Origin of the sequence: Kocuria arenosa, from assembly GCF_042879215.1 — a bacterium.
Taxonomy (GTDB): Bacteria; Actinomycetota; Actinomycetes; order Actinomycetales; family Micrococcaceae; genus Kocuria; species Kocuria arenosa.
In genome coordinates, this window is sequence record NZ_JBHZTA010000013.1 from 64176 (window position 1) to 77613 (window position 13438).

The window sequence follows — 13438 nt, forward strand, 5'->3', positions numbered from 1 at the left end:
TGACGTGGCTCCATAAGGGGAGGGGGCATGGATGGATGGTGCCAGGGGGCACGCGGGCACCGCGCCCTGGTGACAGCAGCACGAGATGGACTAGGTGTGAGCAGCTTGCTGTGATCAGAAGTAATGCAGAAAACGACGAGAGGTAATGAGAAATGACTGACCTGACGACAAGCACCCATGCGCCAGTGACCACGGGCCTCTACATCGGCGGGGAAAGCCGAGAGACCAGTGAAACCCTCGCCATCGTGGATCCGGGAAAGCCCGGAGTTGTGGTGGGATACGCGGCGAATGCGTCCAGGCAGGAGGTCGAGGCTGCAGTTGCATCAGCCAAAGCCGCCTATCCGGCTTGGTCGGCGCAGAACACACAAGAAAGAGCCAAGACGCTCGAGGAAGCAATCAATGGCCTTGAAGACTCTCGGGACGAAGACGCAGCAGTCCTGTCCCAGGAGAACGGAAAAGTCGTGACCGAGGCCTGGGTCGATGCGCTCGTACTTGAAATCCGCTGCCGACTCGCCATTTCCTTGGCCGGCGAGATGGACGAAACGAAGGTCCTCGAACCGGCACCCGGCATCCCGGTCACCACGACGGTGTCATACCAGCCGCTGGGTGTGGTCACCATCATCGTGCCGTTCAACTGGCCGGTGGCGATCCTGGGCGCAGCGCTCCCCCACGCCCTGCTAGCCGGTAACACCGTGATCGTCAAGCCGCCCCTGACAGCGCCCTTGGCCACAACCCGGATCGTGCAGCGGATCGCTGAAAAATTGCCGCCCGGAGTTTTGAACGTAGTTACGGGCCGTGACAGTGAGATGGCGCCGCTGATCCAGAACGAAGACGTGGCAAAGGTTTGCTTCACCGGCAGTGTCAACGGCGGCAAACGCATCATGGAGATGGCCGCGGAGTCATTGACCCGAGTCACCCTTGAACTCGGCGGCAACGACGCGGCGATCTTCCTCGACGATGCCGTCTTGGACGACACCCATCTGGACCGGCTGTACGCAGCGGTCTTCGACACGACCGGCCAGATTTGTATGAACGCCAAACGCGTTTATGTGCACAGGTCACGCCTGAACGAACTGGTGACTGGTCTCTCCACCCGGTTGGACAATGTCGTCCTTGGTTACGGATTGGACGAAGGCACGACCATGGGGCCGCTTCACTCCGCGGACCAGAAAACTTTCGTGGCTGGCCTCATTGACGAGGCGCGGGCGGCGGGCGCGGACGTGCGCGAGTTCGGGACACTGCCGGTCGCTGCCGAGTTGCAGGGCGGCAATTTCCTCCGCCCCGCCATAGTGATCGACCCTGATCCCAGCCTGCGTGTGGTCACCGAGGAACAGTTCGGCCCAGTTCTTCCAATCATCCCCTTCGACACCGAGGAGGAGGCCATTGCTGCGGCCAACAACACATGGGCTGGCTTGGGAGGCTCCGTCTGGACCGCCAACCAGGCCAAGGCCAATGCCGTTGGAGCGCAGCTGGCCTGCGGCTACGTCTGGGTCAACGACCACGGTGCGACGCGTCTCGACCTGCGCGCACCCTTCGGTGGTATGAAACAGTCCGGCATGGGACGCGAGCAGGGTATCGAAGGCATCCGCGCCTTCCAGGACACCCGCTCCATCGCCCACCTGGAAGCGGACATCCCCGTTCCCTGATATGGCGTGGCATTTCAGAAGGATGCCAGAGATGGCGGCGGCCGGCACCATGTAGGCGCAGGCCGCCGTCCTCACGATTAGGACAGATCCGCTTGTCCACATATGCGCAGGCGGATCGAGTGGATCTCTCCAGTTTATTACCAGAACCCTGCACCCAATGCGCGGTGATGCGGGCCCATGGGTCACCAGTACGGCAAGGGCCCCCGGGACCGGGGGAGACGGTGTAACTGAGGCCAGGCGATGGTCGCTGACCAGGCCGCCGGCAGGCATGCCCCAGCATCATCCTAGGCGGTTTCGGAAACGGCGAACAGATAGCGGCCACCAAGGTTCCCGGCATCCGAGCAGCGCTCCTTGGGAACCCTTTACCGCAGAATGCGCAAGGCAGCACAATGACGCCAACGTGGTGGCGGCAACACGTCGTGGACGAAACCATGTCGCTCACCAAGGCCTTCCTGGAGGAGCATTTCAGCGAAGATGAAGGGCCCTTACGCAGGATTGCGCAGATGTCGCACTACGAATTGAAGGAGTAGCGTCCGGCTAAGGGTTACCCGGAGTCTGGCCTCGGGATGAACGGCATTGGAGCTTGTGGTCGCGCTGGAGGAGAGACAGCTGCCGAATCGCGGTGGATGTATTTCGGAGCGCCATCGGCCAATGCCCAGGAACTACGCGCCCCAATCGGCAGTGAAAGCACGCCGCATAAAATATCGTGGCACCTTCCGGATCACTCTTTCGCCCATTTTGAACCGGTAGTAAGACGTGTGGAGATAGGACAATTAGTTTCCTGCTGTGCCGGCAGATCAGTCGCTGGGCCGGCCGCCTATTTGCCTCGGGCGCCCGTCTTTCAGCGCGCAGCAATGCGCTGCCCTCTGTCCGCAACGACGGTGCTATGACGGTCTCGATTTTGATGTGGCGAAGCAACTTTTTCGACGCCCGCAAACATGCGTTGGCGGCGGGCCGGTCATGGCTGGTGGTCAGCGGATTCAGGCGCCATCTGCATCCTCGAGCTGCGCGTGGACGGCGACGGTCCCGATGTTCTGCAGATTGTTCACGGCCACGGCCTTGCCCGCGAGGTCGGCCGGCTCGCTCAGCTCGAAGTCCTCGGCCACGTAGATGCCGTGGTCCTCGACGCCGACGTCGTTGCCGGCGACGAGCTGGACCGGCAGGTCCTGCTCGACTGCTAGGAGCGGAGGTGTAGTTGGTGGAGGTGAAGTCGGACTCGCCCGAGACAACAGCGGGAATGGCGGCGGCGCTGCCGGAGGTCTGCAGCAGCTCGGCGTCGAGCGCCTCGGCCTCGAACAGACCGGTCTCATCGGCGTGCACCGCCGTGGCGGTGTGGACCAGAGGGAAGTACCCCACGCGGGCGGCGGCGGCCGCACCCTCTTCCTCGGCGGCGGCGGCCGCGCCCTCTTCCTCGGCGGAGGCGCCACAGGCGGTGAGGCCCAGGCTCAGGGCGGCGAACAGGGGAACGAGGGCAGTTCCACGGCGGGTGCTCCTGCAGGGCAGGACGGACCTTTCGACGGTGGGGTGGAACGGGGTGTCTCGGGGACCGCTCAGTGGTCGAGCTCGACGCGTACGGGGAGGGAGCCCCAGGCTCGCAGGGTGTTGTTGAGGTGGCGTACTGGTTCGCCGGCGAGTTCGATGCGGCGGATGCGCGGGATCATGGCGTGCAGCAGGGCTTCAGCTTCCTGGCGGGCCACGTGCTGGCCCACACACTGGTGGATGCCCATGCCGAAGCCCACGTGCCCGGAGGGGTCGCGGGAGAGGTCGAAGGTGTCGGGATCCGCCCAGCGGCGCGGGTCACGGTTGGCGGAGCCCAGGAACAGCAGGACCTTCTCGCCGGCGGGGATGGTTGTGTCAGCCACGGACACGGCTTGGGTGGTGGTGCGGAAGAAGGTCTGGACCGGGGACTCCAGGCGGATGGCCTCGTCGAAGGCCGTGCGGATCAAGGAGGGGTCGGCGCGGAGTCGGTCCCACTGGTCGGGGTGGGTAGCGAAGGAGTTGAGGATCGCCGAGAGCGCGTGGACGGTGGTGTCGACCCCGGCCGTGAGCAGGGACCGGACGATGAACGGGGCCTGGTCGGGGGTGATCTCCCCGCGGTCGGCGGCGGCCCAGATGTCGGCGCCGAAGCCCTCCGAGGCCAGTGCATCGCGGGCACAGCGGGAGCCCACCCAGCTGCTGAGCTCGGACACCCGGGACGCACCCTTTTCCACCAGGTGGTTCAGGGGGCCGAAGGCGTTGAAGGCGTGGTCGCCGTATGGCAGCAGGTTCTCCCGCCCCTCCGACGGCAGCCCCACGGCGTCGGGAAACACCCGAAGAGGGAAGGCCCCGGAGAGCTTCTGCGCGGCGTCGAATTCGGCCGGACCGGAGAGCACCTCGGCCACGAGCTCATCGGCGTCGGCAGCCCAGGCGGCGCGCAGCTTCTTGAGGGCCCGAGGGCTGAGCACCGCGGCGAGCACGTGGCGGGGAGCGTCATGGCGGGGCGGGTCGGCCTCGAGCAAGAGGCTGGGCGGGCGCCAGGGCTTCTCCTTCGTGAAGTTTGACAGGCCCACGCCGGCGGCGGACTGGAAGTCCTGCCAGTCGGTCAGCGCCGCGTGGACCTCGGCGTGGCGACCCATCGCCCACACCCCGTAGGTCTCGAGGCGCACGATGGGTCCTGCCTCGCGCAGAGTCTCGTGGAAGGGACCAGGGTCGGTGAGAATCTCGTCGCCGAACGGGTCCTCGATCAGGACGGGAACGGATGATGCGGTGACGGTCATGGCGGGGCTTTCGGCTCGGACGGTCATGGACGATGGGTCACAGGTCGATGGTCAGGCGAGGCGTCAGCGAGCGGGAGACGCAGACCATCATGCAGTCCCCTGCCTCGCGCTCATGCGGGGCCAGCACGGAGTCCCGGTGATCGGGGGCCCCGGCCACGACGTCGGTGTCGCAGGTCCCGCACAGCCCTTTCTCGCAGGAGGCCAACACCGTCCGGCCTTCGGCCCGCAGCACGTCCAAGATCGACTGGTCCGGGGCTACCTGGAGGACCCGGCCGCTGCGGGCCAGCTCGAGCTCGAAGGAGGAGGTGCCTCCGGACGGGCCGGCATCGGAGCCGGCCGTGAAATGCTCGACCCGCAGGCCCCCGGCGAGCAGGTTCAGCTCCGGCTCCAACTGCTGCAACGAGCTCAGGAAGCGCTCGGGTCCGCAGGCGTACACGCCCGTCGTGCCGTCGAGGGCCCCGATGGTCTCCCGGAGGTCGCACCGGCCCGTCACGGAGGTCTCGAGGAACTCGACGTTCTCCCCGAAAGAGAACAGCTCGTCCAGGAAGGGCATGGTGGCCCGGGTCCGGGCCAAGGCCACGCAGCGCCAGGGCAGCCCGAGTCGCACTGCCTGGTTAATCATGGGCAGCATCGGGGTGATCCCGATGCCCGCACCCAGGAAGAGGTAGGAGGCGGCCGGATGCATCCGGAAGGTGTTGCGTGGGCCGCCGAACGGGATCACGTCGCCCACCTGCAACTGCTCATGGATGTACCGGGAGCCGCCGCCCCCGGCCGGGTCCAGCTTCACCCCGATCCGGTAGGTGGTGGGGTCCCAGCGGTCCCCACACAGCGAGTACTGCCGGATCCGGCCTTCCCCCAGGTGCAGGTCGATGTGGGCGCCCGGTGACCAGTCCGGCAGCCGCCCGCCATCAGGCGCACCCAGGATCAGGGCGAGAGCACCCTCGGCGATGGCCTCCTTGGCGACGACGACCAGGGCGGTGGCGGTGCGATGGGTGGAGCTGACCACGGGTGACGGGAGTGCGGTGGACATCGGACCTCCTCGGTGCGGATACCCTTCAGTCTTGGTGTGCCCTGCATCACGCACCACGTCACTCTCATTGATTGAGAGAATCTCAGCCGTTTCCGTCCAGGCGCCGAGTGACGGTCGCGGCGGCGATGCGCAGCAACGGCTCGTACTGGCAGGCGCCCGGCATGTTGGGCACGACCACGGAGAGCGTCGCCACCGCCTTGCCGTGGCGGAAGACCGGCGCGGCGATGCCAGCCGCGTCCTGATGCAGGAACCCGGGGCAGCACACCGACCCGGTGCGCCGGACAGTGGCCAGCAAACGCCGCACCCGTTCGGGGTTCGCGGGCGTGTGCTCGGTGAATGCCTCGAGCGGGCCGGCCAGCACCTCCTCCTGGAAGGTTGGATCGCTGTGCGCCAGGAGCACCAGCCCGGACGACGACGCGTTGAGGGGGATCCGGCCGGCGATGCGCGAGTAGTTCACGACCGCCTGCGGCGCGCTCAGCCGCTCGAGGAACAGGACCTCCTTTCCCTCCAGCACCCCAATCTGGGCATGCTGGCGGACCTGGGCGTGCAGGTCCTCGAGGACCGGCATGGCGGCCTCCCGCAAGGACAGCGCTGACGACGCTCGGGCCGCCACCTCCCACAGCCGCAACCCCAGCCGCACCCGACGAGCCTCGTCCCGTTCCAACCAGCCGTGCTCGGCCAGCTCGGCGACCAACCGGGAGACCGTGGCCAGGTGCAGACCTGTACGCCGGGACAGGTCGCTAACGGTGACCCACTCCTCCCCCTGCCGGAACGCCTCCACAAGGCGCACGACGCGGGAAAGCACGGACTCACCGGACTGGGTGCGGACCATAACCTCTTATCACCGATCCCCTCCACCACTTATCAGGGCATGCAGCGCCACCTGCGTATCGCGGAGAGACGCTTGTGCACACCTCTACCCGCCAGTGCTGAACCAGCAAAGTTTATGGGGCACTGGCGCGCCTCATCGATCTACCAATCTTCCCGGCCTCTGACCACGAAATCTCCAGGTCGGACAAGCGAGGCCAGTGACCGGGACTGTCGCCAGCGGCTCAATCATGGTGACGAACAGATCGAAGTGGCGGACTCTTCGGTGGCTCCAGCCGCACCCCGGCATGAAATCCCACCTGTCACGCTTCGAGGCGGCAGCTCCTTGAGGTGCGCATCGAGGAAAACTATACGGTTTCGGTGTATCTCCCGGACTGGAAGATAGGAACTGTCCGGTAAACGGATGCTCCTGACTTGTCTTGAATTGGGAGTGGCCGGCACTGGGGAGTCTGCAGCTTCGTAGTGTTGATGATGGCGGTCGGCGCTGGTTCGCATGCTTCTTGTCGCCCCTGGAGTGGGGTTGGCTCGCCAATAGGGTTCCCGGCCGACCGTCATCTGCCCTGGGTGTGGTTCGACAGAGGCGTGCAGGTGATTCGAAGTCAGAGTGCCCACCGAGGGAGCTTCATATCCCTACCAGTGGAAGCTACCCGTCATGACTGTCATCGGAATCGATCCGCACAAGTCCTCCCTCACCGCCGCAGCCCTCGCCGCCGATGGGACTGCCAGCGCCACCCGACGTTTCGCCGTGAACAAGGGCACCGGTCCAGCCGTGCTGGCCTGGGCCTCGCAGTTCGACGAGGTGCGCTTCGCCGTGGAAGGCGCGAAAGGCCTGGGCCGGGGCATCTCCCAGTACCTCCTCGGCCAAGGTCACGAGGTCCTCGACGTGCCCTCGACGCTGTCGATGAAGGCTCGTGTGCTGCATACCGGGGGCGGTCGCAAGACCGATGCCGCTGATGCCCGGGCCGTCGGATGGGCCGCCCAGCACCACGAGGGGCTGCGGCGGGTGGTTGCCGAGGACCACACCGAGATCCTAGATGCGCTTACCCACGCCCGTGATGCCTTCAAGGGTGAGCGGACCCGGGCTTTGAACCGCCTGCACGATCTGCTCCGGGACCTCATCCCGGGGGGCGTGCCGCGCGGCCTGACGCTGATCCGGGCCCGGGCGGCGTTGCGCATGGTGCGCCCGGCCACGGCCATCGATCAGTGCCGCCGGGATCTGGCCCGGGACCTGATCGGAGAGGTGTCCCGGCTGGAGAAGCTCCTGGACGACTACGAGCAGAAGATCGCCGAAGAACTGCAGGCCACCGGCACCTCCTTGATGGAGTTGCAGGGCATCGGCACGATCCTGGCCGGGAAGATCCTGGGCGAGGTCGGGGACGTGCGCCGGTTCCCCTCGGCCGGGCACTTCGCCAGCTACACCGGGGCAGCGCCCTTGGACATCTCCAGTGGGGACAACCTGCGGCAACGGCTCAATCCCGGAGGCAACCGACGGCTGAACTCGGGGCTGCACGTCATGGCCGTGTGCCAGATCCAGCACGGAGGGCCCGGCAAGGAGTACTACCTGAAGAAAATCCAGGAGGGTAAGACCCCGCGCGAGGCCCGCAGAGCGCTCAAACGCCGGCTGAGCAACGTCATCTACCGGACCATGCTCAAAGACCTCAGCGCCGGCCCACCGACCGACTCTTGACACAGAGGCCCTATTGGTGACCCGACCCATGGTGCGGCAGTGCCCGACGACTACGCGAGGGGTCGCAGGCCCTGCGCACGTCATGATCCAGTCCCTTAGCCTGTTTCCACGCACCACTGCCCCTATGAAGGGAACGTCCATGGCCACCTGGCTCATCACCGGCTGCTCGTCCGGACTCGGTCGAGCGTTCGCCGAAGCCGTACTTGCCCACGGCGACAACGCAGTCGTCACCGCCCGCGACGTGGCAAAGGTTCAGGACCTCGCGGACGCCCACCCCCACACCGCCCTTGCCCTCACACTCGACGTCACCGACGACGCGCAGGTCGGCGCCGCCGTGGCCGCCGCCGAGGAACGCTTCGGCGCTGTGGACGTTCTCGTCAACAACGCCGGCTACGGCTACCGGGCCGCCGTCGAAGAAGGCGAGGACGGACCTGTCCACCAGCTCTTCGACACGCACGTGTTCGGCACGGTACGCACCATCAAAGCGGTCCTGCCGGGAATGCGGGCCCGCCGGTCCGGCACGATCGTGAACCTCTCCTCGATCGGCGCGCGGATCTGCCCGGAGGGCTCCGGGTACTACGCGGCCGTCAAAGCCGCGATCGAGGCGCTGACGCTGTCACTGCGCAAAGAGGTCGCCCCCCTCGGGATCACCGCGATGGTCGTCGAACCCGGCGCGTTCCGCACCGACTTCGCCGACCGGTCCCTCACGCAGTCGGCGGAACCGATCGCCGACTACGCCCAGACCGCGGGACGGCGCCGCAAGGAACACGACACCGTGCACGGCACCCAGATGGGCGACCCCGCGAAAGCCGCCGCCGCACTCATCACCGCCGTCGAGTCCGACGAGGTGCCCTACATGCTGCTGCTCGGCAACGACGCCTCCGACGCTTTCCGAGCCGCACTCGACACGCTGCGCACCGAGGTCGACGACTGGGAGTCCCTCAGCCGCAGCACCGACTTCGACGCCTGAACGACAGGGACCGTCATGTCCGAGCCCAGCCCGGTCCTGCACGCGATCATCAAGTTTCCGTCCACAGCCCTTGGCGCCACCGAGCTCGGGCACCTTTGTGACCGTGACCCTCGCCAGGATCTGTCCGGGCCTCGCCACAAACGCGATCATCATCGACCACAGACGCGCTCCAAGCCTGATGTGACTCCTCGGCATGCCCCTCTCGGTGCTGCGCGGGATCATCGTTGGTGAAGCGGCCGGGCCACTGCGGTCGGTGCGGCTTGCCGCCGGCCTCGGAGTCTTCGTTGCCTGACTGATTGGCATCGGCCTGGATGAGACCTGCACCGTCACCTGCCCGGACTGAACTATTCCGCCACCCTCGGTGTCAGCCTGGTGCTTGCCCTCGCCGCCGTGACCGCCGCCTTCAGCCTAATCCGCGCCACTACATCCATCACCACACGCTTCGACCAGGAACCCCTATCGCAACGTCTATGAGGTGAAAAGCCCACAAGCTCGAGTCACGGACATCACCCGGTTGCTCAGCGGCCGTCTCCACACCCCGTGGCAGAGAAATAGCACTTGACTGACTATCAAGACGGGTCGGTGAGGCGGGGCGCTTTCTTCGCTGACGGACTCGGCAGCGGCCCTCGCGCCACCCCGACCACTCCTACCGAACGGCGCACCCTATCTCCTCTGAATTCTCCCCCGGTGAGCTGACCACCGTCTTCGCCCACCTGCACGGCATGTTCCTGTCCGAGAAGGACGCCAGCACCGCGGTGGATCATCTGGCCCGGGCCGCCCACCAGATGATCCCCACCGCGGCCGGGGCCGGAGTCTCCCTGCTGGACGCCCACGGCACCCGGGTCACCACCGCGGCCACCGACACGGCCGTTCAGGCCGCCGACGCCGCCCAGTACGCCCTCGGGCAGGGTCCCTGCCTGAGCGCCTGGGCCACCGGGCAGGCGCAACGGATCCAGGACACCGCTGCCGAGGACCGCTGGCCCGCCTGGTTGGGGGCCGCCGCCGAAGCCGGGATCCGCTCGGTGCTCAGCGTCCCGCTGGTCCACCACGGCGCCAGCCCGGGGGCGATGAAGGTCTACGCCGCCACCCCCGCAGCCTTCGGGGACGCTGAGGAGAAGCTGCTGGTCCAGCTGGCCGCCGCGGCAGCCACCCTGCTCGTCGCCGCCCAAACCACCGAGGCCCCGGTGCGCCTGAGCACCGCACTGAAGAAGGCCCTGGCCACCCGCGAGACGATCGGTCTGGCCGCCGGTGTGCTGATGGCCCGGCAACATCTGGACCCCGAGACCGCCCGAGCAGCGCTGCTCGAGCAGGCCCAGAGTCAGGGCCGGCGGGTGAGCGAGATCGCCGCCGAGGTGCTGGCTGACGAGCACCACCATGACGAGCAGAGGAGCTGAAGCGGATGGGTGACGAGGAGGCCGTGGGCTATGAGCAGGCCCGGTGCTTGCGGGCGACCATGGTCGCCGCCGACATCGACCGGGCACAGCTGTGGCTGTACTACTTCAGCATCGGCGGGGACATCAGCGAGTTCGAGGTGGATGCCTACCTGCACCACTCCCTGCTCCTGCCCCGGCTGCAGCGGGACCTGCTGGCTCAGGCCGCCAACGAGATCCTGGCTGACCTCGCCCCACCCCAGGCGCCCTACGCCGCCGACCTGGCAGGCTCCCCCACCCCGGACACCGATGCGCAGAACGGGACTGCACCGGTCCAGGACTGCGACATACTGGACCACCGCGACCCCAGGACACCCGAGAACTAGGAGCAGACCATGACCGAACACCCAACGGGGGCACCCGTGGCCAACCTGCACGAACTGCTGCTGGGCTCCGAGGACATCAGTGGGTTCCTCGGCGGGTTCACCGCCACCATGGCCCAGGCCCTGTCCAGCGACGGCGAGGTGGTGTGGTGCGCGGTGACCTTGCTGCGCCCCAAACGCTCGGTCACCGTGGCCGCCTCCAGTCACCACGCCGAGGCCCTGGACGAGATCCAGTACCACTACGGCGACGGCCCCTGCCTCACCGCCGCGAGGGAGCACCGGGTGGTGCACGTGAGCGACACCCGCACCGACCCCCGCTGGCCCGCCTACGGGAAGGCGGCTGCGGCCAACGGCATCCTCTCCGCCCTGGGAGTGCCCTTCGAACTCGGCGGGGAGGCCGACGCCGGGCTCAACGTCTACGCGAATCGACCCGACAAGTACGACGAGGCCACCATCGAGGTCGTCCAGCGCCAGGTGGCCGAGGCCTCCACGATCCTGCGCCTGGCGGTGCGCCTGGCCCGCCACCGCGACACCGAAGCCGATTTGCAGGCCGCGATGGAATCGCGGACCACCATCGACCTGGCCGTGGGCATCGTCATGGGCCAGAACCGCTGCACCCAGGAGAACGCCTTCGACATCCTGCGGACGGCCTCCAGCCACCGCAACATCAAGCTGCGGGACCTGGCCGCCGAACTGGTCGCCACCGTTGGCAAAGGCCCGGCCACCACACACTTCCAGCCCTGAGCACCCGCACACGGGGACTGCTGCATTCGTAAGTGATACTTCAGCTGGCGTGATGGCCGCTTTCTGGGTCCTGTGTAACGCCCAACCCTTGTGGTCTCGAGTGTCGGGGGCGGATCGGTCCAGCGATCAGGGCCCTCCGCGACGCTGTCCATGGCGCAGATTTTGAGGGGTGTTGCGGCCCTGACGAGGAACCACCCCGTCCGGAAGTGATCAGGGTCCTGTGCGGGAGCGCGATGGGGGCCGTCCTTGGGGCCTGTCCGGCGCCCGAGGGCGTGCAGCTGGGCAGACAGCGCAGGTCATTTTCGTGCGTGAACATGCCAGCGGGTCGGGGGCACCTATCCCAGTCCTCACGGGGTCATCTACGGTAACCCCATGGCGCGAGGTCGAAAATGCCAGTCTCCCTGGGGCCCCGGATTGCTCTTTCGTCCGGGGGCGATCTGTCTTGACTTCGGTTACACCGGTGGGTTCGACACCGGGCTCCCGGGCGGGGAACGATTGCGGGGGCCCGAGGACCTGGCCCAGTGGTTGCATCAACACATTTCACCCGCCGTGGCTGCCGCCGCGGAGCAGGACCTGGCGCGCGCCCTGGAGCTGCGGGGTTGCATCGTCGAGGTCGCCTGCGCGCTGGCCCGCGGTCACGAGCTCCCCGAGGATGCGCTGGTCTGCATTGATGCTTTGGCCGCACGCCCCGGCCTCCCTGCACAGATCGATGCACCGAAAGATGTGATGCCCCCGTGGCCGGTGGAACGGGCGCTGGCCATGATCGCAGGAAACGCGGTGATCACCTTTTCCGCGGGATTCATCCGCGTCCGGGTCTGCGCCGCGGAGGACTGTGACCTCATCTTCTACGACGGTTCAGCCGGCGGAGCACGTCGATGGTGTTCCATGGGTCGCTGCGGCAACCGGGCCAAGGTGCGCGCCCACCGGGCACGCAAAGCGACCAGCCCCGTTTCCTGAGCCTGGGTTCCGCCCCACCCCAGCATCTGGAACCATCGTGGCGCCGCCATATCCTCCCCGGGGGGGGCCCAGCTCTGCCGAGCACCGGCGGGAGCGGCCCGTCGGAACAATGTCATCACCCGGCCCGGGAATGCCGGAAGAGGTCCAGGAGCTGGAATCATCAGGACCCGCAAGCGGACTCCCTCGATGAGGTCGAGCACTGACGCACCAAGACCTCCTGATCGCACAGGCCCCATGAGAAGAGAACTTGATGAGCTCCGCGCTGGATGCCCCCGACCCTACGGACCCCGCCGACAACGACGCGGGCGAGGAGACCACGCAAGACCATGAGGCCGCCGGCGAAGCCCAGGGCGGGCTGGTCGGTGCCGGGGCCGCCCAGGGTTTCACCGACGCCGTCGACCGGCGTCTGGCCCGCCGGGCGCCCGAGGACCCCTCCCCCGGCAGCAGCGCAGCAGAGGGCGAGGGCCGGCCCGACCTGGAGGAACAAGAGGACAGCCCGGTGCGCGTCGACAATCCGGAGTGAGCACCACGCGCACGGCCACCGCCGGCGCCCCCCTGCCCGTTGTCGGGCCGGGTCCTCGGCGGCGCCCGTGCCCGTCACTGCCCGACTCGCCCCGAGTCCCTGCGACAACATGCGGTGTGGGGAGCCCGGTGCGCGGACCCGGACGGTTCTAGATACCGCCGCCCGGCAGACGGCCACCGCCGCTCGGCGGCACCTCACCCTGGGCATCCGGGTCCTCCCCCGGTGCTGGGCCGACCGCGTCATAGGCGGTCGGGGGTTCCGTGGGCGTCACCGGCGCGGCGGTGTCCTCAGACCCGGCAGTCGGGACCAGGGTCGTGAACTCCTCGCTCACCGCCTCCTCCTCGACGAGCGGAGCCGCGACCGGGGTGCCCTCCTCGAACGTGCCCGACTCGATGTCCGTGTCGGTGTCCTCCCCGGCATCCTCGTTCTTGGCCGCCGCCGCCGCGGCCACCCCGGCGGCGGCCACCCCGGCCGCGGCCACACCCGCGGCGACCGCCTTGCCCGACACCCCGGCCTTGCCGTCGTCACCGCGGGAGGCCGCGGC

At 67.6% G+C, this 13438-nt stretch carries 12 protein-coding genes and 2 pseudogenes; 9 read left to right on the forward strand and 5 right to left on the reverse strand.

Annotated elements, in window-relative coordinates; all coding sequences use genetic code 11:
• Nucleotides 1–152 precede the first annotated feature (152 nt).
• Nucleotides 153–1646 (forward strand): aldehyde dehydrogenase family protein, encoded by a 1494-nt coding sequence (locus tag ACFYE3_RS17150; protein WP_387611115.1) that lies wholly within the window; start codon nt 153–155, stop codon nt 1644–1646.
• A gap of 237 nt (nt 1647–1883) precedes the next feature.
• Nucleotides 1884–2176, forward strand: a pseudogene (locus ACFYE3_RS17155) (RpiB/LacA/LacB family sugar-phosphate isomerase); the annotation flags it as partial.
• A 450-nt stretch (nt 2177–2626) separates the two neighbouring features.
• Here the strand turns inward: ACFYE3_RS17155 and ACFYE3_RS17160 are convergent.
• The 4 genes from ACFYE3_RS17160 to ACFYE3_RS17175 form a co-directional block, all read right to left on the reverse strand.
• Entirely contained in the window at nt 2627–2875 is a 249-nt protein-coding gene (locus ACFYE3_RS17160) for a hypothetical protein (protein WP_387611116.1), read from the reverse strand.
• 321 nt (nt 2876–3196) lie between these two features.
• Nucleotides 3197–4429, reverse strand: a complete 1233-nt coding sequence (locus ACFYE3_RS17165; RefSeq protein ID WP_387611117.1) for a cytochrome P450 — start codon at nt 4427–4429, stop codon at nt 3197–3199.
• A gap of 10 nt (nt 4430–4439) precedes the next feature.
• On the reverse strand, nt 4440–5432 hold the full coding sequence (locus ACFYE3_RS17170) for a PDR/VanB family oxidoreductase (protein ID WP_387611119.1): 993 nt from the start codon (nt 5430–5432) through the stop codon (nt 4440–4442).
• Between the two features lie 82 nt (nt 5433–5514).
• Nucleotides 5515–6237 (reverse strand): IclR family transcriptional regulator, encoded by a 723-nt coding sequence (locus ACFYE3_RS17175; RefSeq protein WP_387611121.1) that lies wholly within the window; start codon nt 6235–6237, stop codon nt 5515–5517.
• A gap of 675 nt (nt 6238–6912) precedes the next feature.
• Between ACFYE3_RS17175 and ACFYE3_RS17180 the strand changes: the two genes are divergently transcribed.
• The 7 genes from ACFYE3_RS17180 (at nt 6913) to ACFYE3_RS17210 (ending at nt 12894) form a co-directional block, all read left to right on the forward strand.
• Nucleotides 6913–7947 carry an IS110 family transposase gene (locus ACFYE3_RS17180; RefSeq protein ID WP_387611123.1) on the forward strand — a complete coding sequence of 345 codons (1035 nt, stop codon included), beginning with the start codon at nt 6913–6915 and terminating at the stop codon, nt 7945–7947.
• A gap of 139 nt (nt 7948–8086) precedes the next feature.
• Nucleotides 8087–8917: an oxidoreductase gene (locus ACFYE3_RS17185; RefSeq protein WP_387611134.1), complete on the forward strand. Its 831-nt coding sequence runs from the start codon at nt 8087–8089 to the stop codon at nt 8915–8917.
• Between the two features lie 722 nt (nt 8918–9639).
• Nucleotides 9640–10311, forward strand: a complete 672-nt coding sequence (locus ACFYE3_RS17190) for a GAF and ANTAR domain-containing protein (RefSeq protein WP_387611125.1) — start codon at nt 9640–9642, stop codon at nt 10309–10311.
• Nucleotides 10312–10316: 5 nt separating this feature from the next.
• A complete protein-coding gene (locus tag ACFYE3_RS17195; RefSeq protein WP_387611127.1) occupies nt 10317–10673 on the forward strand; it encodes a hypothetical protein in 357 nt (118 codons plus the stop codon).
• Nucleotides 10674–10682: 9 nt separating this feature from the next.
• Nucleotides 10683–11414, forward strand: a complete 732-nt coding sequence (locus tag ACFYE3_RS17200; RefSeq protein ID WP_387611128.1) for a GAF and ANTAR domain-containing protein — start codon at nt 10683–10685, stop codon at nt 11412–11414.
• A gap of 372 nt (nt 11415–11786) precedes the next feature.
• Entirely contained in the window at nt 11787–12371 is a 585-nt protein-coding gene (locus ACFYE3_RS17205; RefSeq protein WP_387611129.1) for a CGNR zinc finger domain-containing protein, read from the forward strand.
• Between the two features lie 250 nt (nt 12372–12621).
• On the forward strand, nt 12622–12894 hold the full coding sequence (locus ACFYE3_RS17210; RefSeq protein ID WP_387611131.1) for a hypothetical protein: 273 nt from the start codon (nt 12622–12624) through the stop codon (nt 12892–12894).
• Between the two features lie 148 nt (nt 12895–13042).
• Here ACFYE3_RS17210 and ACFYE3_RS17215 read toward each other — a convergent pair.
• A pseudogene (locus tag ACFYE3_RS17215) lies at nt 13043–13438 on the reverse strand (hypothetical protein); the annotation flags it as partial.